This window comes from Streptomyces sp. NPDC003720 (assembly GCF_042875075.1).
Lineage (GTDB): Bacteria > Actinomycetota > Actinomycetes > Streptomycetales > Streptomycetaceae > Streptomyces.
In genome coordinates this window covers 493,452-512,164 of the sequence record NZ_JBIANZ010000002.1, presented here as the reverse complement: position 1 = coordinate 512,164, position 18,713 = coordinate 493,452, and the positions used below count along the sequence as shown (strand labels likewise).

The 18,713-nt window shown below is 69.3% G+C and carries 18 protein-coding genes and 1 pseudogene; 1 reads left to right on the top strand and 18 read right to left on the bottom strand.

Annotation, left to right across the window (positions count from 1 at the left end; genetic code table 11):
- Positions 1-32: 32 nt before the first annotated feature.
- The 14 genes from ACFYU0_RS07870 to ACFYU0_RS07805 all read right to left on the bottom strand — a co-directional run bounded on the left by ACFYU0_RS07870 (position 33) and on the right by ACFYU0_RS07805 (position 15,341).
- Positions 33-545 (bottom strand): hypothetical protein, encoded by a 513-nt coding sequence (locus ACFYU0_RS07870; RefSeq protein ID WP_351667029.1) that lies wholly within the window; start codon positions 543-545, stop codon positions 33-35.
- Positions 518-1,792 carry an MCE family protein gene (locus ACFYU0_RS07865; protein WP_389298587.1) on the bottom strand — a complete coding sequence of 425 codons (1,275 nt, stop codon included), beginning with the start codon at positions 1,790-1,792 and terminating at the stop codon, positions 518-520. The genes ACFYU0_RS07870 and ACFYU0_RS07865 overlap by 28 nt, the downstream gene beginning before the upstream one ends.
- Positions 1,789-3,072, bottom strand: coding sequence for an MCE family protein (locus tag ACFYU0_RS07860; protein ID WP_389298585.1), 1,284 nt, complete (start codon positions 3,070-3,072; stop codon positions 1,789-1,791). Before ACFYU0_RS07860 ends, ACFYU0_RS07865 begins: the two co-directional genes overlap by 4 nt.
- Complete coding sequence (locus tag ACFYU0_RS07855; protein WP_351667032.1) at positions 3,069-4,178, bottom strand: MCE family protein; 1,110 nt, start codon at positions 4,176-4,178, stop codon at positions 3,069-3,071. The genes ACFYU0_RS07860 and ACFYU0_RS07855 overlap by 4 nt, the downstream gene beginning before the upstream one ends.
- Positions 4,175-5,386 carry an MCE family protein gene (locus ACFYU0_RS07850; RefSeq protein WP_389298930.1) on the bottom strand — a complete coding sequence of 404 codons (1,212 nt, stop codon included), beginning with the start codon at positions 5,384-5,386 and terminating at the stop codon, positions 4,175-4,177. The genes ACFYU0_RS07855 and ACFYU0_RS07850 overlap by 4 nt, the downstream gene beginning before the upstream one ends.
- Before the next feature lie 59 nt (positions 5,387-5,445).
- The gene (locus tag ACFYU0_RS07845) at positions 5,446-6,486 is read right to left on the bottom strand and encodes an MCE family protein (protein WP_389298583.1); all 1,041 of its coding nucleotides are present in this window, start codon (positions 6,484-6,486) and stop codon (positions 5,446-5,448) included.
- Positions 6,483-7,745 carry an MCE family protein gene (locus ACFYU0_RS07840; protein ID WP_389298581.1) on the bottom strand — a complete coding sequence of 421 codons (1,263 nt, stop codon included), beginning with the start codon at positions 7,743-7,745 and terminating at the stop codon, positions 6,483-6,485. The genes ACFYU0_RS07845 and ACFYU0_RS07840 overlap by 4 nt, the downstream gene beginning before the upstream one ends.
- Positions 7,746-7,750: 5 nt before the next feature.
- Positions 7,751-8,575, bottom strand: a complete 825-nt coding sequence (locus tag ACFYU0_RS07835; RefSeq protein WP_389298579.1) for an MlaE family ABC transporter permease — start codon at positions 8,573-8,575, stop codon at positions 7,751-7,753.
- Positions 8,576-8,578: 3 nt separating this feature from the next.
- Positions 8,579-9,349, bottom strand: coding sequence for an ABC transporter permease (locus tag ACFYU0_RS07830; protein WP_351667035.1), 771 nt, complete (start codon positions 9,347-9,349; stop codon positions 8,579-8,581).
- A complete protein-coding gene (locus tag ACFYU0_RS07825; RefSeq protein WP_351667036.1) occupies positions 9,346-10,275 on the bottom strand; it encodes an ABC transporter ATP-binding protein in 930 nt (309 codons plus the stop codon). The genes ACFYU0_RS07830 and ACFYU0_RS07825 overlap by 4 nt, the downstream gene beginning before the upstream one ends.
- Before the next feature lie 109 nt (positions 10,276-10,384).
- On the bottom strand, positions 10,385-11,455 hold the full coding sequence (locus tag ACFYU0_RS07820) for a sigma-70 family RNA polymerase sigma factor (RefSeq protein WP_389298576.1): 1,071 nt from the start codon (positions 11,453-11,455) through the stop codon (positions 10,385-10,387).
- 113 nt (positions 11,456-11,568) lie between these two features.
- Complete coding sequence (locus tag ACFYU0_RS07815; protein WP_351667038.1) at positions 11,569-12,450, bottom strand: lytic transglycosylase domain-containing protein; 882 nt, start codon at positions 12,448-12,450, stop codon at positions 11,569-11,571.
- A gap of 524 nt (positions 12,451-12,974) precedes the next feature.
- On the bottom strand, positions 12,975-14,222 hold the full coding sequence (locus ACFYU0_RS07810; RefSeq protein ID WP_389298574.1) for a serine/threonine-protein kinase: 1,248 nt from the start codon (positions 14,220-14,222) through the stop codon (positions 12,975-12,977).
- 639 nt (positions 14,223-14,861) lie between these two features.
- On the bottom strand, positions 14,862-15,341 hold the full coding sequence (locus ACFYU0_RS07805; protein ID WP_351667040.1) for an ATP-binding protein: 480 nt from the start codon (positions 15,339-15,341) through the stop codon (positions 14,862-14,864).
- 160 nt (positions 15,342-15,501) lie between these two features.
- On the opposite strand from ACFYU0_RS07805, the gene ACFYU0_RS07800 reads away from it, so the two are divergent.
- Positions 15,502-15,870: an STAS domain-containing protein gene (locus ACFYU0_RS07800; RefSeq protein ID WP_351667041.1), complete on the top strand. Its 369-nt coding sequence runs from the start codon at positions 15,502-15,504 to the stop codon at positions 15,868-15,870.
- 73 nt (positions 15,871-15,943) lie between these two features.
- Here ACFYU0_RS07800 and ACFYU0_RS07795 read toward each other — a convergent pair whose 3' ends face one another.
- From ACFYU0_RS07795 to ACFYU0_RS07780, 4 genes and pseudogenes are all read right to left on the bottom strand, one after another.
- Complete coding sequence (locus ACFYU0_RS07795) at positions 15,944-16,258, bottom strand: hypothetical protein (protein WP_351667043.1); 315 nt, start codon at positions 16,256-16,258, stop codon at positions 15,944-15,946.
- Between the two features lie 64 nt (positions 16,259-16,322).
- Positions 16,323-17,255, bottom strand: coding sequence for an anti-sigma factor RsbA family regulatory protein (locus tag ACFYU0_RS07790; RefSeq protein WP_389298571.1), 933 nt, complete (start codon positions 17,253-17,255; stop codon positions 16,323-16,325).
- Entirely contained in the window at positions 17,255-17,560 is a 306-nt protein-coding gene (locus tag ACFYU0_RS07785; protein ID WP_389298569.1) for an STAS domain-containing protein, read from the bottom strand. The genes ACFYU0_RS07790 and ACFYU0_RS07785 overlap by 1 nt, the downstream gene beginning before the upstream one ends.
- A 423-nt stretch (positions 17,561-17,983) precedes the next feature.
- A pseudogene (locus ACFYU0_RS07780) lies at positions 17,984-18,292 on the bottom strand (hypothetical protein).
- Positions 18,293-18,713: the final 421 nt, after the last annotated feature.

Here is an 18,713-nt window from a genome sequence, read left to right as displayed (position 1 = left end):
GTCTCTCTCCTCATTGATGGCCTCACATCGGTTCAGCCCACGAACGTGACATCGGAGGTCAGCCACCGGCCGGCCACGGGCGTCAGGTCGAGCTGGAGGCGGTAGGTGCGCGCCTGGCCCTCGGGCGCCCCGGTGTTGGTCACCTTGCTGTCGGCCACGATCAGGACCCGGGCGGAGCGCGCGTCCGACCGCACGATGCCCGCTTCCAGAACCTGCCCCTGTGAAACCGACTTGTTCTGCGCAACCAGCTTGGTCAGCTGTGCGGTCTGCGCGGCGAACTGCTTCTTAAACTCGCCGGTGGCGCCCCTCAGCACATTGCCGCTGTCCCGGTCGTAGTGCCGGTAGTCGAGCGAGGTGAAGTTCAGCGCCGACTGGCGGGCCGCCGCCAGGACGTCCTGACGGCGCTGTTCGGCCGCGCGCTGGTCGGCCAGCTTCAGGCCCAGCCAGACACACAGCACGGTCGTCAGCACGGTCGTGGCGACGAGCCCTGCCGCCAGCAGCCTCGCCCGGCTTCCTGTCACGCCATCGGTCCTACGAGCAGCCATTGCCACGACTCCTTTCCGAACACGGTCTGTTCTCCGCCCGTCGAGCCGATCTCCACGGGCGTTCCGTTCGGGCCGGTCACGGTGCCCGTCCCCGGGTCGTAGGGGGCCACGAAGGCGGCCTGGTCGGCGCTGTATTTACCTGTGGTCGGGCCCGGCGCGTTCTGGGCACCACGCACGGAGGTCTTGCTGCCGCGCGGTACCGTGCAGCGCGCGTCGGTGTTCGCCGGGCGGGTGCTGGTGTCGGCCGGGTCGCGCCGCTGGGTGCTGTAGCCCTGGGTGCACGCGGGGGGATCGTCGGCGTTCACGGTCAGCCCGAAGTGGGTGGTGCCGTCACCGGGGATGACCGTGTAGCTGCCCGCGACCGTGAGCGGAAGGGTGACCAGAGCTTGTTCGACGCCGGGCAGCCGGGCCAGGGTGATCTGGCCGCCGCTGATGAGGTTGGCCAGCAGTACCGGTACGTGCGGCCGGGTGGACTTCAGCAGGGATTCCAACTGCTGAGCAGTGGGCGTGGTGTTGCCGACCAGCCGGCGCAGATCGCCGTCGCTCGACTTCAGTTGCTCGGTGAGCGTGGCCAGGTCGTGGGAGAACGACTTGATGGCCGAACCCTGGTCGGCCTGTGTCTTGAGCACCTTCCGCGAGTCTTCGATCAGCGAGACCGTCTGAGGGAGCGACTCGGATCCGGATTCCACCAGCGCGTTGCCGGAGTTCACCAGTCGGCTCAGGTTCGGTCCGGTGCCGGCGAAGGCCTTACCCAGCTCGTCTACGGTGACCCGCAGATCGTCCTTGCCGACCGAGTTGACCAGTCGGTCGAGGCTGAGGACAAGGTCGGTGACCGGCAGCGGGGTCCGGGTGCGGCTGCGCGGGATCGGGCTGCCATCCGTGAGGTACGGCTCGCCCGACCGCCGCGGCTGGAGGTCGACGTACTGCTCGCCCACCGCCGAACGGTCGGCTACCACCGCGAGCGTGTCGGCCGGGATTCTCGGGGCGCCGTGCTCGATCTTGAGCGCCACTGAGACCCCGGACCCGGTCAGCCGCAGATCGTCTACGCGGCCTACCGGCACGCCCCGGTAGGTGACCTCGGCGCCGGGGAAGATGCCTCCGGACTCGGCGAAGTCGGCGCGCACGGTGTACCCACGGTGCAGAACGTCGTCCGCGAGCCCTGTGTACCGGGCGCCGACGTACGACATCCCGAGGGCGGTGACGGCCGTGAAGGCGAGCAGTTGTGCCTTGACCGTGCGTGTGATCACGGCAGTATCCCCTTCAGCATCAGTTCGGCGAGGCCGGGGTCGATTCCTGGCGGGAGGCGATTCGAGTCGTCCCCGGTGCTGTAGGCGGCGGTGCACACTGGCGGGCACAGCAGGCTGCTGCCGTCGGAGGGCGTCGAGGGTGCGGAGGGCGCGGGCGGGTTCGAAGGCAGAGACGGGGTGGACGGCAGGGTAGGGAGGGACGGGAGGGGGGTGGGAGTGGGCAGGCTGGGATGACGCGGTGTTCCGGGTTTCGGGGACTTCCTGCCCTTGCCGGGCTTGCCGGTGGCGTTGCCGTAGAGGTCCGCCAGGTCGAGGTCGGCGGTGATCTTCAGGTTGACGTAGTCGCCCTTGACGGCGTCCGTCGCGTTGCGCGGGAACGGGTACGTGGTGAGGATCTCGAGGGAGTCGGGCAGGTCGTCGCCCGCCTTGTTGAGCTCCTGCAGGATGGGCTGGAGCTTCCTTAGGTTCGCGACGGTGTCGTCGTGGGAGGCGTTCACCACCTTGGTGGCGGTTTTACCGAGCTCGGACAGGGCGGTGAGCATCTTCGTCAGGTCCTTGCGCTGGTCGGCGAGGGCCTTCAGGGCGGACGGCATGGTGTCGACGGCCAGGGTGATCGTCTTCTTCTCTTTCTTCAGCCGCTTAGCGAGCCGGTCGACGCCCTTCAGCGCGCGCACGATCTCCGCCCGCTGGTCGTCGAGGCCGCCGAGGAACGCATCGAACTGCTTCAGCAGGGACCTGACCCGGTCCTCGCGGCCGTCGAGGGCCTTGTTCAACTCGACGGTGATCGTCTTCAGCTGGGCTACCCCGCCGCCGTTGAGCAGCGCGGACAGGGCCGTCAGCACCTCCTCGACCTCCGGGTTGCGGCCGCTGCGGGACAGCGGGATGCGGTCGCCGTCGCGGAGCCGTCCGAGGGGTCGCGTGCCGGCCGGCGTAGACAGGGCGACGTACTTCTCGCCGAGCATGCTGGTCTGCCTCAGATCGGCGATCGCGTTGCCGGGCAGCTTCACCGAGTCGGCGACTCGGAGCCGCACTCGGGCGTGCCAGCCGTCCAGTTCCACCTTCTCCACCGCGCCGACGGTCACGTCGTTGACCTTGACCGCCGACTGCGGCACGAGGTCCAGGACGTCCCTGAATTCGACGGTGATGTGGTAGGCGTGGCCGTCCGAGGCTGCGCCGCCGGGGAGCGGGACGTCGTACCAGCCGTTGAACTGGCAGCCGGTCAGCAGCAGCGAGCCGACCGTCGCCCAGGCGGCCGTCCGGCCCTTGCGCCGCGCGCTCATGCCGGTGCCTTCAGGATTCCGCCGAGGGTCTTGTCGACCGTGCCCGTCGACGCGGGAGTCGACGGAAGCTCGGGGAGGGAGTCGAGGAGTTTCTTCAGGCCGGCGCAGTTGTCGTGGTCCTTGCCGGTCGTCTTCAGGATGGAGCAGAGGAGGGAAGCCGGATTCTGTGGGGTCTGCGCGTTGTTGCGGGTGTCGAGCGTCCCGGCGGCGGGGTTGTAGGCGTTCTGCAGGTTCGACAGGCCCGTGGGGGTGACGGTCAACAGCTCCTCCAGAGCTTTCCGTTGGGTGACGAGGACCTTGGTGACCTTGGCCAGGCCCCGCACGTTCGAGGTCAGCGCCTTCTTGTTGCCCTTCACGAAGTCGGACACGTCGCCGAGGGCGGCGGCCAGGTACTTCAGCGCGGCCGCGAGGTCCTTGCGCTCCCCCGCGAGCTGCCCGGCCACGACGGCGAGGTCGGTGTTGAACGACCGCACGCTGGTGTCGTCCGCCGCCAGCGCGGCCGTGAACACCTGTAGGTTCCGCACAGTCCCGAACAGGTCGCCGCGCCCGTCGGACAGGGTGGTGACCGCCTGGGACAGGTCTTGCACCGTCTGGTGGAGGTTCTTGCCCTGCCCCTGGAGGTTGTCCGCGCTCACCCCGAGTAGCCGGGACAGCGAGCCCTTCTTGTTGGCGCCGTTCGGGCCGAGCGCCTCGGCGGTGGTGTGCAGGCTGTCGAAGATCCGGTCGAGTTCCACAGGGACGGCTGTACGGGACTCGGGGATGACGTCTCCGTCCCGCATCACCGCGCCCTTGCGATACACCGGCAGCAGCTGCACGTAGCGGTCGCTGACGACGGAGGAGTTGATGATGGCGGCCTGTGCGCCGGCCGGCACCTTGCGGCCCCGGTCGTACTCCAGCTCGACCCGTACCCGGCCGCCCTCGGGCGTGATCTTCCTAACCTCGCCGATGCGGACGCCGAGGACGCGGACGTCGGAGCCGGGGTAGATGCCGACGGTACGCGGGAAGTACGCCGTGACGCGGACGGGGCCGGGGCCCGGCCAGAGGACGACGGTGATGCCGACGAGAATAGCGAGTGTGGTGAACAGGGCCAGGAGCCTGCGGGTCATCGGGTGCCTCCCGTCCGGGGCGTGACCGGGGTGGCGACCAGGTTTTGGATGTAGGAGTCGAACCAGCGCCCGTTGCCGAGTGTGTTGGTGAAGAGCCGGACGTAGGGGGCGAGCAGCCGGACGCTGCGGTCGAGGCTCGCCTGGTTACGTTCGAGCATCGTCACGAAGGTGTTGAGGTTCTTCAGCGCGGGCCCGATCTCCTTGCTGTTGTCGTCGACCAGGCCGGACAACTCGATGCCCAGCAGCGCGGAGCTTTTGAGTAGCGCGTGGATCGCCGTGCGTCGCTTGTCGATCTCCTTGAACAGGGCGTCGCCGTCCTTCACCAGCGCGGAGAAGTCCTTCGTGTGACCGGCCAGTACCTTGGTGACGCCGTTCGCATGGTCGAGGAGTCCGCGCAGAGCCTTGTCACGGGCGGCGACGGTCCGGGAAATCCGGGACAGCCCCTTGATCGACGCCCGCACCTCCTCTGGGGAGTTCTGGAAGGTGACGGAGATCGTGTCCAGCGCCTTCGCGAGCCGGTCGGTGTCGACCTCCTCGGTGGTGGTCGTCAGGTCGCTGAAGGCCTGAACGACGTCGTAGGCCGACACGGTCCGCCGGAGCGGGATCTCGCCGCCCGCCTTGAGCTGACCGGGCCCTTTTGGGTACAGGGCCAGGTACTTGGCGCCGAGGATCGTCTTGACCCGGATCGCCGCACCCGTGTCGGTACCGAACGCCGGGCCGCCCTTCACCTTGAAGGTCACCTTGACGTGGTCGCCGTCGAGGTCGACCTGCTCGACCTTGCCGACCTTGACCCCGGCGATGCGTACCTCGTCGCCCGGCTTCAGCCCGCCGGCCTCGGAGAAATCCGCGCTGTAGGTGTCACCGCCGCCGATCAGCGGCAGGCTGTCTGCGTTGAAGGCAGCGACGGTGAGCAGCGCGAGGACGGTGAGGCCCACGGCGCCGACGATGACCGGGTTCCTCCCCCGGCTACCGCTGGGAGGTGCCCCCGTGCGGTAGAGGTTCAGGCGTGGGTGCTCGAGCCGGATCCTGGGCAGCTTCGGCGGCAGGACGCGCACCTTCACGAGGGGCTCCGGGCGACGTGCGCGCCTGGGCAGCAGTCTGGGGAGTTTCGGCAGCTTCGGCGGCAGGACCCGGACCCTTACCAGGGGCTCGGGGTGGGGTGCGCGCCTGGGCAGCAGCCTGGTAAGCCTCGGCAGCTTCGGCGGCATTACACGCACCTTCACCAGCGGCTCCGGGTGGCGGGCGGTGCCCCGCCTGATGCGCGTGCTCATCCGCCGCACCTCGCCCGCGCCACGTGCATGTCTGGGGTGATCACCTGCTTCGTCTTCGGCAGCACGATCCGGCCGTCGAAGTCGCAGAGGTAGAAGTTGAACCACGAGCCATATGAGGCGGTGCCCGTCAGTTTGTCGAGCTTGTTCGGCAGCCGCTTCAGGACGCCCTCCACGGTGTTCTCGTTCTTGTTAAGCGTTCCGGTGAGAGCGCCGATCCCGGCGATGTCGTCCTTTAGCGGCGGACGCGCGTCCTTCAGCAGCCCCGACGTGACGTCCGTCAGGTCGCCGATGCTCGCCAGCGACTCCCCGATGGGCTTGCGGTCGGCCGACAGCCCCGAGACCACCCGGCGCAGCTGCGTGAGCAGACCGGAGAAACGGGAGCCGCGCTTGTCGAGCGTCTCCAGGACGGTGTTGAGGTTGTCGATCACCGACCCGATCAGCTTGTCGCGGTCGGCGAGGGTGCTGGTGAGCGAGGCTGTGTGCGCGAGCAGGCTGTTCACCGTGCCGCCCTCGCCCTGGAGGGTCCGGACGATCTCGGTGGCGAGCTGGTTGACGTCGCTCGGGCTGAGCGCGGCGAACAGCGGCTTGAAGCCGTTCAGCAGGGCGTTGAGGTCCAGCGCCGGCCGGGTCCGGGACAGCGGGATGGTGCCGCCCGGGCGCAGCCGGGTGGTGCCGTCGCCCGGGCCCTCGGTGAGTGCTATGTACCGTTGCCCGACCAAGTTGCGGTAGCGGACGACCGCGTGAGTCCCGGCAAGCAGCGGCCGTTGCGTGCTGACGGTGAAGGTGACCTCCGCCAGGGTTCGGTCTTTGATCCGGATGCCCTCGACCTCTCCCACCCGCACTCCGGCCACCCGGATGTCGTCGCCGGTTTCCAGCCCGGTGACGTCGGTGAACACCGCGTGATACGTCTCCTTGGAGGTGAAGGAGACGTTCACGATGGTGGCGGCGAGTAGCGCCGTCGCCGCGATTGTGACCAGCGCGAAGAGACTGAACTTGATCAGCGGGGCGGCGGTCTGCCGGGCTCCTGACTCGCTCATGCGACACTCACCGCCGTCCCGCGCGCGAGCGGCCCGAACAGCAGAGTCGCCACGGGCGGCACCTGGTCCGCGGGGACGCCCATGACCGGGGCCACGAGGGAACCGACGGCCCGCTGCTCGGCCCGGGTGGCGGACACGCCGGAGCCTCCGGGCGGTGCGCCGCCGGAATCTCCGGCCAACGTACCGTCGTGGAGTCGAGGCTTAGGCCCCGGCACCTGCGGATGCGGCAGGCCGCGGCAGTCCGGGCCGGACCGCTCGCCGTACACCGGCTCCTCTCCGGGCCGATACGCTCCCTGGGGCCGGACGACCTCGAGGGTGATCCGCATCTCGCCGCCCCGGAACGCGTCCTCGGACGCCTTCTCCTGTCGGACAAGGCCCTGCAACAGGCACGGGTACTCCGGGGAGTAGCGGGCGAACAGCTCCAGCGTGGGGCGGGAGACCCGGCCCAGAGTGATCAGCCGGTCGCCGTTCTCGGTCAGGAAGTCGTTCGCCGTGCCCGCCACGGAGGCGGTCGCGCGCAGAGCCGATGCCAACTGGTCCTTCTTCTCGACGATCGTCCGGCTGGTGGTGACCGTGTTACGCAGGATGCGCATCAGGTCCGGGGCGGCGTCGCCGTACACCTCGGCGACGTCCGCGAACCGTGTGATGTCCTCCTTGAGGGAGGGCATGTGCGGGTTGAGGCGGCGCAGGTAGCTGTCGACCCGGGCGAGGTTGCCACCGATCCGGTCGCCGCGTCCCTCCAGTGCCGTGGCGAACGCCGAGAGGGTGGCGTTGAGTTCGCCCGGCCGGACCGTGCGCAGCAGTGGCAGCAGGTCGTTCATCAGCTGCTGCACCTCGATGCCGACCCTGGTGCGGTCCTGGGTGATGACGTCGCCTGCTCGGATGGGCCGGGCCGTCGGGTGCGCGGTGCCGGCGGGAGCGACCAGGTCGACGTACTTCTCGCCGAACAGGGTCTTGGGCAGCAGCCGCGCGTGGACGTTCGAAGGGATGTCCGACGCGTACTGCGGCTTGAGCGCGATGTCGAGGGTCGCCTTCGTGCCGTCGGCGTGCACCTCGCGCACCTCGCCGACCAGCAGCCCGCGCAGTTTGACGTCGGCGCGTGGCTCGAGCTGGTTGCCCAGAGTGCCGGCCTCCAGGGTGATGGGTACGACGGAGGTGAAGGCCTGCTGGTAGACGGCCACTGCGAGCGACAGCAGCAGCGCGAGCACGGCGAGGAATGCGATGCCGTACAGCCTGAGTTTCGTTCTGTGCGTATACACCGCTCTCACCCCGCTATCTGTACGGTCGTGTTGGCGCCCCAGATCGCGAGGCTCAGGAAGAAGTCCAGGACGTTGACGGCGACGATGGAGGTCCGCACCGCCCGGCCCACCGCGACGCCGACGCCGGCCGGGCCGCCGCTCGCGTGGTAGCCGTAGTAGCAGTGCACCAGGATGATCAGCAGGGCGAAGACGATCACCTTGCCGAAGGACCAGAACACGTCGACGGGCGGCAGGTACTGGTGGAAGTAGTGGTCGTAGGTGCCGGTGGACTGCCCGTAGTAGCCGGTGGTGATGGTGCGGGCGGCCAGGTACGAGGACAGCAGCCCGACCACGTACAGCGGGATCACGGCGACGAATCCGGCGATCATCCGCGTCGTCACCAGGAACGGCAGTGACGGTACGCCCATCACCTCAAGCGCGTCGGTCTCCTCGCTGATTCGCATCGCGCCGAGCTGCGCGGTGAACCCGGCGCCGACCGTCGCGGACAGGGCGAGTCCGGCCACCAGCGGGGCGATCTCCCGGGTGTTGAAGTACGCCGACAGGAACGCCACGAAGTTGGAGGTGCCGAGTTGGTTGAGGGCTGCGTAGCCCTGGAGGCCGACCTCGGTGCCGGTGAAGAAGGACAGGAACGCGATCACGCCGACCGTGCCGCCGACGACGGCGAGCGCGCCGCGTCCGAAGCTCACCTCGGCGAGCAGCCGCAGGATTTCCTTCTTGTAGCGGCGCAGGGTGCGGCCCGTCCAGGCCAGGGCGCGCCCGTAGAAGGACAGCTGCGCGCCCAGGTCTTCGAGTGAGCGCAGGGGGCGATCGAGGAGGTCTCTCGGATTCATCGGCTAACCCCTCTGCGGGACGACCTGGAAGTACACGGCGGTCATCACGAAGTTGGTCACGAACAGCAACATGAAGGTGATCACCACGGACTGGTTGACGGCGTCGCCCACGCCCTTCGGGCCGCCCTGCGCCGTCAGCCCCTTGTACGAGGCGACGATCGCCGCTATGGCCCCGAACACCAGCGCCTTGATCTCCGCCGCCCACAGGTCGGACAGCTGCGCGAGGGTGGTGAAGGACGCCAGGTAGGCGCCGGGCGTGCCGTGCTGGAGGACGACGTTGAAGAAGTAGCCGCCTGCGACACCGACCACCGAGACGAGGCCGTTGAGCAGGACGGCCACGACCATCGACGCCAGCACCCGCGGTACGACGAGCCGGTGGATCGGGTCGATGCCGAGCACTTGCATCGCGTCGATCTCGTCCCGGATCTTGCGCGCCCCGAGGTCCGCGCAGATCGCGGTGCCGCCCGCGCCCGCGATTAGCAGCGCGGTGACGATCGGCGAGGCCTCCCGCAGCACGGCGAGCACAGACGCGGCACCAGAGAAGGACTGCGCGCCCAGCTGTCTGGTCAGGCTGCCGATCTGCAGCGCGATGACCGCACCGAAGGGGATGGAGACGAGAGCCGTCGGCAGGATCGTGACACTGGCGATGAACCACGCCTGCTGGATGAACTCCCGTGCCTGGAAGGGCCGTCGGGGAAGGGCCCGGGCCACGTCAAGCGCCATCGTGAAGAGGGTGCCCGAGTGCCGGAGCGCACCGGTCGGGGAGAACCTCATGGGCCCGTCACCCCGGTCGCGCGCAGCTCCGCCTCGCGTCTTGCGATCGCCTCCCAGCGGGGCGGGCGGGTGATGCCGGGGCCGGGGAGCAGCCGGGGAGTCGGCGCGTCGGTCGGACCGTCTTCGTCGATCTGGGCCAGTTCCTGCTCCACCTGGGCCGCGTCCTTCTCCTCCGCCATGCCGATCGGCCCCTGCATGCGGCCGTTCAGGAATTGCCGTACGACGGGTTCGTCACTGGCCAGCAGTTCCTCGCGGGGGCCGAACATCACCAGTTCGCGCCGGAACAGTAGCCCGATGTTGTCCGGAACCTGGCGGGCGGAGGCTATGTCGTGAGTGACGATCAGGAAGGTCGCGTCGATCTGCGCGTTGAGGTCGACGATGAGCTGGTTGAGGTAGGCCACGCGGACCGGGTCCAGGCCCGAGTCGGGCTCGTCGAACAGGATGATCTCCGGGTCGAGTACCAGGGCACGGGCGAGTCCGGCGCGCTTGCGCATACCGCCGGAGATTTCGCCGGGCAGTTTCCCCTCGGCACCGATTAGCCCGACCATGTCCATCTTGTCGAGGACGGTCCGTTTGATCTCGGCCTCGGACCTTCGGGTGTGTTCGCGCAGCGGGAAGGCGATGTTGTCGTAGAGGTTCATCGAGCCGAACAGCGCTCCGTCCTGGAACAGCACGCCGAACAGCTTCCGCACCTCGTACAGGTCGCGCTCGCGGAGCCTGGTGATGTCCCGGCCCTGGATTGTGATGGAGCCCCGCTCTGGCTTCAGCAGTCCCACGAGCGTCTTGAGGAACACCGACTTGCCCGTCCCTGAGGGGCCGAGCATTACCGAGACCTCGCCGGCCGGCAGCGTCAGCGAGACGTCCTGCCAGATGACCTGGTTGCCGAAGGACTTGGTCAGCCCTTCCACACAGATCTCGACACCCATCCGGTATCACCCTTCGCCCGTGGAGCAGCTCCGACGTCTGCTCTACGGGGAGGGGAGGGGTGTCCGTCGCGGCGGACGAAGAATTTTTTGCGGACGTGGGTGCTGGGCGCTACGGCAGCTTCGGCGACGGCGTCCCCTGGGCGGGGACGGAGAGCGGGGCGGCCGGTACGGCCGAGGCCGGGGGAAGCGACGGGAGCGACGGGGCGGCCGGCTTCGTCGGCAGGTCCGGCACGGCGGTCGGCAGGTCCGGCGCGGCGGCCGTCAGACCCGGCACCTCGGGCACCTGCGGAACCCGCGTCACCGCCAGCTTCGGGAGCGCGGACGCGGCCACGGCCGGCAGGGACGGCACCTTCGCCATCCGCAGTGCCTCCGACCCCGGCAGCAGAGACGTTTCTCCGGTGGGTGAGGGCATCCGGCCCCAGTCCCCCGGCGCCGAGCGGGAGGTAGCGGGCGTCCCAGGGGTGCGCCCTCGGCCCGCGGCCTCGCCGCTCAGGACCTGCACTTCGCTGGAGATGGCCGGTCGAGGCACCGGACCGCTTCCGTGTCGGCCCCCGTCGAGCGCGAACGGCATCACGAACCCCGCCACCACCAGGGTCGCCGCCGTCGAGGTGACCGCGACCGCCTGGGCATTGCCGCCCCCACGCAGCCGCCCGCGCTCGATCAGGAACAGCACCAGCCCGAGCGTCCCGGCCAGTGAGGCGCGCAGCGTCCGCCGGGCCCGGGCCAGCAGCGACTCGACCGTCCGGTAGCTGAGCCCCATCCGCACCGCGACCTGGCTCACGTCCAGGTCCTCGGCCCTCAACCGAAGCGCCTCCGCCTGCCGGGCGGGCAGCTCACCACTGCGCACGGCGAGCCACTGCGCCTCCGCCCGGTCGCACACCACCTCCTCGACGGGTACCGGGCTTGGCGCGATGAGCGTGGGGCGCCTGCCTACCTCGGCCTCGCGGTTCACCTGCCGGTACCGGTCGACGCACAGCCGCATCGTCACCGTCGTCAGCCAGGCGCCGAGCCGCTCGTCGTCGAGGTGCGGGCGCTCCGCTGCTCGCAACATCGCCTCGTGAACGGCGTCCTCTGCGTCCTCTTGACTCATAGACCGTCGCCGGGCCACCTTCAGCAACTGCTCGCGATGGCTCCACATGCGCTGCCAACGCTCGTCGGCGGCCATTGTGTCCGCAGGCATGTCCGTCGCCATGAGGGCCCCTTCGCACTCAGCCGCCGGTCCTTTGCTCCCGGCCATGGCGACATTACCGCCGAGTAGTGGCAGTTGTGGAGGGGGAAGGCACCCATCATGTTTCAGCCGTTGTCGGTGATCAGCGGCCTCGCGTCGGGCAGCACACCGCCGCCGGGGAGCGTGAGGGTCGGTTCGGGGACCGGAACCAGCGGTGTCCTGGTCTCCTTGGGGACGCCCGGTCTGGGGGGCGGGCTGGGGGAAGATGAGGTGGGCGGCATCGACGGCGAGCGCGAGGGACCGGGGCCCGGCTTCCGGTCATCTGACGGCTTCGACGGTGAGGGCTTCGGCCTCTTCGGGCGGGACGGCTCCGGCCAGTCCGCCCGGGATCCGTCGGACGCGTCCGGCACCACGCGGTGTCCGGTCAGGTAGTACGCGTACCACGCCTTGACCGTGCGCAGGTAGGCGTCCGAGTGGTTGTAGCCCAGGATCGCCCGGTCCAGGCCGGCGGGGTTCGATAGGTGCCGGCCGTCCGCGCAGAGATAGCGGGCGGCGGCGAGCGCCGCGTCGTAGACGTTGTTCGGATCCGTCCGCCCGTCAGCGTTGCCGTCGGCGCCCCAGCGAGCCCAGGTGGACGGGATGAACTGCATAGGGCCGACCGCGCGGTCGTACACCGCGTCCCCGTCGTACGCGCCGCCGTCGGTGTCCGGCACCCTGGCGAAGGCACCGCCGGTCAGCCGCGGGCCGAGGACGGGTGTCACAGTCGTACCGTCCCGGGTCACCCGGCCGCCCTGTGCCTGTCCGGACTCCACCTGGCCGATCGCGGCCAGCAGTTGCCAGCGCAGTCGGCAGCGTGGCGCGCTGCGCGCCAACTCCTCCTCGGCATGCCGGTAGGCGGCGAACACGGTCGCGGGCAGGGCGCCACCGCCCGCCACCTCCTGTGCCGAACCCTTCTTCCGCGTTCGCAGCGGGGGAAGACCGGTGCGGTACGGGGTGTCGCCGGTCATGCTCAGGCCGTGCTCGGGAGGTGCCGCCTCCCGCCCAAGCTCTGTGGTCTCGGCCGAGAGCGCCCTCGGTGCCTGCGACGCGGTCAGCACGGCCATCACCGCCGCCGCGATCGCCGTAGCCCTAGCACCCCTCAGTGCCTGCTTGAGTGCACGCGCTGTCACTGTGCAGCCCCCTCCGTGGGTGAATCCGTCGTCCGCTCTACGCGGCCGGAGGACGGGTCCGTCGCGCGAAACTGGAGGGATCGGGCGGCTGCATCTGCTGGAGCGGAGTACGCATGCGTGTCTCTCAAGGTCTCAGGGGCGCCGTCGCAGCGGCAGGCACAGCACTGGCAGGGGCGGCGCGAGGCGGAGCCAGTCCCTCGGTCCGCTCGTGGCCCCCGCCTGGCGGGCTTCGAGATCGGGCAGGAGTCGCAGCAGCCGTCGCTGGAGCTCCTCCTGGGGCCCCTGGCCCCGTCGGCCGTAATTGCGCGCTGAGCTCGATGCACGGGCGGCGCAGGGACTGTTGTGCCACAGTGGGCAGCAACTCAGCCGTCAGAGTGCTGCTTCTTACTTTCCCCCCGCCCGTGCTTGTGTTGGCCTCTGTGCTCCTGGTCGTCGCCGCGTTCCCGTGCGGGCAGCACGGTGCGGGTCGGAGCGGCGGAGGAGGCGGCCGGGGACGGTGTCGGGTTTGCGGGTTCGGAAATGACCGTGGCCGGGGCGGCCGTCGCCGGGGCGGGCGAGGATGGCGACGACGGGGCACCCTCGCTGGATCGCATCGACGCACCTAGTGCTGCTGCGGCAGCGAAGAGACCTAGGCCAATGCCACAGAAAGTGGCTTGGGTGGCCAATCTGCGGCGGCCGCGCGGGCGGGAATGCGTCGCGCTCCGGGACTGCGGGCCAGGAGCGGGAGCGGGAGCCATGGACGGCGCCGACATGACCGTCACACTGCGGGGCGCGGGCGGGGTCGATGTCCGGTGAGAGCCGGCGAGCCAGTAGGCCGCCTGCTCGGCGGTGGGCCGGTGGGCCGGGTCCTTGGCGAGCAGGAGTAGCACATAGTCAGAGAGCTGCTGCGGTATCTCGGGGCGCAGCCGGTTGGGCGGTGCTGGGATGACGTCGACGTGCTGCTGCACCACGGCCAGGGAGGTCGCGCCGCGGAACGGGGGCCTGCCCGTGAGGAGTTCGTGCAGCACGCAGCCGAGGGAGTAGACGTCGGACGCGGGTTGGGCGGGGCGCCCGAGGGCGCGTTCGGGGGCAAGGTAATCGGCGGTGCCGAGGACCTTCCCGGTGACGGTCAGAGCACTGGCCGCCTCATCGGCGAAGCGAGCGATCCCGAAGTCGGCGATCTTCGCTGTGCGGTCCTGCCTCAGCATCACGTTGGCGGGCTTGATGTCCCGGTGGATCACTCCGCGCTGATGCGCCGCGGCCAGACCGGCTGCCGCCTGAGCGGCGATGGCCGCCGCGTCCTGCGGGCTCAGCACACCGCGCAGGGACCGTTCCTGTGCGAGAGTCCAGCCTTCGACGAGTTCCATGACGAGGTAGTACTGGTCATAGTGCGAGCCGAAGTCGTACATGCCGACGACGTTGGGGTGGTTGAGCCGGCCCGCGGTCTGCGCTTCCAGGCGAAGACGCTCGGCGTCCGCAGCCGCCTCCGCGAACAGCAGCTTGATGGCAACGGGGCGTTCCAGGAGCTGGTCGGCGGCCCGCCACACCTCCCCCGTCGCCCCGCGCCCCAGCCGTTCCTGCAACTGATAGCGGTCCGCCAGCAGCGCCTGCACACCCACCCCGATCACCACAACGCTCGCAATTCCACGGCCCCTACCCCCCCACGGGCCGTGGTCCCTCGGCCGCAGGTGCCCGGCCGACCGGTACTGCGGCCGAGCGCGTCGGCCCTCGACAGCACCCCGTGCGGGGCAGGCAGACGACGGGGGGACGTACCTGCCTGCCGCTTGTACGCGACTGCTCACTCAAACGGGGGACGAGCGAGCGTCACGGACCCCTGGGTCCACCCCATACAGCGCCGAAAGTACCGACGGTGTCACAGCCCTCGCGCACAGACAGCGGCTGCCTGCCTGGGGGTACTCCGTGGAGCGAGCGAGGGCAGGCCCGGTTACGGGGGAAACCGGGCCTGCCCCTGAGGCGCCCGTTTGCCTCCCCCCGGAGACTGGGCGCCATGACCCCGCCCGGGGTCACTTTGATCAGCGCCCGGCCCGACGGGAGTGTCACGGGTTGACGGGGATGATTGCTGGAACAGCACCTTCATGGAGGTGCACGTCGACAGCCGTCACAACTTGATCACCCATGACACACACTGTCCCGGGCTTCTTCGACGCAACCTGTCACAGACCGCTTAGCCGACGGTCAGCGCTCCAACCGGCAGACGGGCGCTGCCGCTGACGGGACACATCCATACGCCCTTGACCGCGCGCCGGGCTTTACAGGGGGCGGTGTCCGGCGATGGCGCCGCCGGGGTCGTCCAGCAGGGCGATGCGGGCGGTGATGCGTTTGCCGACCGGTTCCCGCTGGGCTTCGAAGCCCTGGCAGACGGCCATGACGATCTCCAGGCCGTGCTGGCCGACCCGGCCGGCGTCCGCGGCCCGGGCGATGGGCAGCACCGGGTCGGAGTCCCACACCGCGACCTCGACCGTGTCCCCGGTGATCCGCACATCCAGCAGCACCGGGCCGGGAGCGTACTTGATGGCGTTGGTGACCAGCTCGCTGACCACCAGCTGGGTCAGGTCCATGGCGCGCTGCGAGACCGGCAGGCCGTGGTCGGCCTGCACGCGGGTGAGGAAGTCGGCGGCCAGGTGACGCGCGTGGGCGATGACCGTGTCGTTCCCGTCCAGGGCAATGGTGGCCTGCAGAGCCTGTTCGCCCGGCGTGATGCCGTCCTCACCCACAGGCACTGCTTCCATCCTGGCCACCTCAAATGCCCCATTCATACTTCGCGCGGATACCCGCCTCAGCGAGAGTGATACACGATGCCCCTGTGTTACTTCCGTCTCACTCAGCATCACCCGATACATCCAGGGCAGCGATTTCGGATGAAGACCTGGCTGTGCCAGGATCACCGACATGGCTGAGGAAGAAGTGTCAGACGCCGAGCAGCTGGAGCAGCTGTCCATCGTGGCCACCGCTACCAACGGCATCCACGTCCTGACAGTGGCCGGAGAAATCGACCACCACACCGGTGACGCCCTTAGCCAGGCCCTTGACCTCTCCGGCACGTCCCGCCCCCACGTCGTGGTGGACCTGCAACAGGTGGCGTTCATGGACTCCAGCGGCATCAACGTTCTCATCGCCGCCCACCGCGCCCTCAGCGAGGCCGGCGGTTGGCTCCGCCTAGCAGGTCCGACAGGTCCGGTGCTGCGCACCCTGCAGCTCGTCGGCCTCGACACTGTCATCGACTGCCACGAAACCCTCGACCAAGCGCTGGCCGACTGACCCTCGCCGGCCGACTTGGAGCGGGGCCTGCAAGCCGCTGCCCTGTTTAGGGCCGCTGACGCGGTGATGAGGGTTACTCGTACCCCGCGCCGGCCAGACCAGGACCTGTCAACAGCGATGCTCTCGGCGCCTTCCGTGAGGTTTGCGCGCCGCTGTCGCGCAGCACTCCGCGGACGGTGGCGATGTGCTCCGCGGCCTGCGGGGAGAAGGCGTCGACGACGTGCAGGACCAGATCCGACCGTGCGACCTCCTCGAACGTCGACCGCAAGGCGTCGACCAACTGATCGGGAAGGTGACGGACGAATCCGACCCTGTTGGTGACGGTGTAGGACCCTCCGTCAGTGGTGCGGACCTGGCGCACGAGCGGGTCCAGGGTGGCGAACAGCACGTCGCGACCTCGGCGTCCGCGCCCGCCAACCGGTTCAGCAGAGCCGACTCCCCGGCAGTGCTGGTCAGGCAGGGAGGTAGCAGCGAATGGTGGTGCCGTTGGGGCCAGTGTGGACACGGACCAGGTCGGCGAGCTGGTGGACGAGTATGAGTCCACGGCCACCAGGCTGCGTGGGATTCGGCGGGCGGCGGCCGGCCAGAGGATCGGCCAACTGTCCGCCGTCGTGGACCTCGCAGATGATCCGGTCGCTCTCGGCCCAGATCCGCAACGTCCCTGAACCAGCGCCGTGGACAACGCTGTTGGTGGTCAGCTCCGCCACCGCGAGTTCCAGATCCCCAAGGTTCACGCCGGACACGCCGAGAGACCGCGCCTGGGACACGGCGAAGTCCCGAGCGTTGGGAAGTGTCTGGGTGGCGAAAGGGCAGGACGCGGCGCCAAGTGGGGCGAGCAGGGACTCGTTGTAACGGGCGATGATCTGCTCAGGGCTGTACGCGGCAGACTTCGTCTCGCCGTCCGCGTCGATGACGACTGGGTGGGTCGCCAGAGCGTCACTGAGGACCTGCTTCTCCAGCCGGTCGGCGTCGTAGGGGCACAAGATGGTTACCGAGCGCCCGGCGAAAGCGGCGTTGATCAGCGCCTCGTGCTGGACGCACGCCGGATACTCCACGGCGGAACGACTTCGCCAGATCGGCTCGCCGATGATGCGGACCCGGCGGGCTCCCATGTGGGCGTCGGCGAACTTGCGCAGCACACTGGGGATGATGCGGCCGGGGTTACGGCCGGCCTCGGTCATGTCGATGAAGCGGACCTCTGCTGCTCGCTCTCCGAGCCCCTCGCGGATCAGCTCCAGGCGATCCGGCGGGGCGGCGACGGCAGCGGGCTCACCGGCGTCCAGCCCTTCTCGCAGGAAGGGAACCGTTCCCGCGATGTACTGATCCGTGCCGCGGTAGAAGAGCGCCGGGTGAACGAACGGCTCGTGCGAGGTGGCCGTGCTCATCACGCAGTCACCTCGATCGCGGCAAGCCCGGGCCAGAAGAGCTCAAGGATGCGTGGCACCTGCGCCGGAGGTCGGTGAAGCACCATCCGCTGGCCTTCGGGGAGACACTTGGCGGTGACCGCCAGGTCCGTTACACCGGCCACATCTACGAACCTCACCCGGGACAGATCCACATGCAGCACGTCCGTGCGACGCTCGACCAGTTGCTTCAAAGCCTGCTGCCAAACGGTCCGTGTGCTCACGCTGATCTCCCCGATCACCATCAGACCAGCATTGTCGGGCAACGTATCGATCTGCAGCACCACGCCACGAGGCGACACGACAGTCGACTCGCCAACGCCAGGTGCGACGCCCACGCTCTGCCCCCAGTTCCCCGGGCGGCCGCACGGCGGCCCCCTACCGATCAGCCAGCACGATACCCGGTCAGGCACCGAGGACGCCCAGCCTGGCCAAGAGATGGAATGCGGCCTGCGGTCCTCTCACGTCGAGCGCGAACCGTGATCCGCGCCTCACATCCGTTGCCGCGGCGGTGGCCGGCGGCAAGGCAGGAATCGTTGAGTGGTGGCCGGGGAATGGCGGCGAGCATGCCGACGTGATGGATGCCGTAGTCGTGTAGCACGACCCGGCCAAGCCGGTGCCCTGCTGGGCGCTGCGATTTATTCGGTGACCGTCTCAGGGGAGATAGACGAGGATCGCTCCGGGACCAAAGCCTGGCCGGGAGGCGGTCATCATGGGCGGGGATGGACGCGATGCCAGCGGGGGCGTGCTTCCCCGCCTCGGCATCCGGCTACGGAGGCGCAGCGTCGGCACACCCGCTGCACCCGGTCTGCGGCACCGCCGGATTCCGGGAAGATGTCGGGCCAGCCGACATGCGAGAAGCGCGCGAGTTGCGAGGGGCTGAGCGACAGCCCGCAAACGGTCTCGTTGCGGCCCCGGCTCCCAGGCGTGGACCTCGCCGGCGGGAAGCCTGCGTCGGCCGTCCTCCTCGTCCGTCCACGCCCGGAGGCAGCAACGGCGAACTGTTTGCCGCTTTTCACCGACTGGACCGCCTCATGAGCGGACTGTCTTCCGTCACCTCGGCACCGCCCTCCACTCGGCTGGTACGACACCTCTGCGGCCACGCCGTCAGACCGGGCCAGACCGGGCCGCACACGGCGAGTGCCACGCGCGCCTTGTCTCACACCTACCAGGTGCCACCGACGATCATGCGATGACCGCTGCATGCGCGAGTTGAGCCTCGACGGGGCCGCCGCCCGATACGCTGGCGGCCCCGCACGGTTCTGGGTGCAGGGACGTCCCTCGAGGAGGGCTCTCCCCCGGCCGTGACCAGCTCACTGACTACCAACGAGGCGGCGTCGTTTGATCACTGGTCGCGGAGTGTTGAGTGCGCCAGTCATGGCCGGCTGCAGGGTCAGAGACACCTTCTAAGACGAGGTCAAGCGCCCCCAGGGCGGTGGC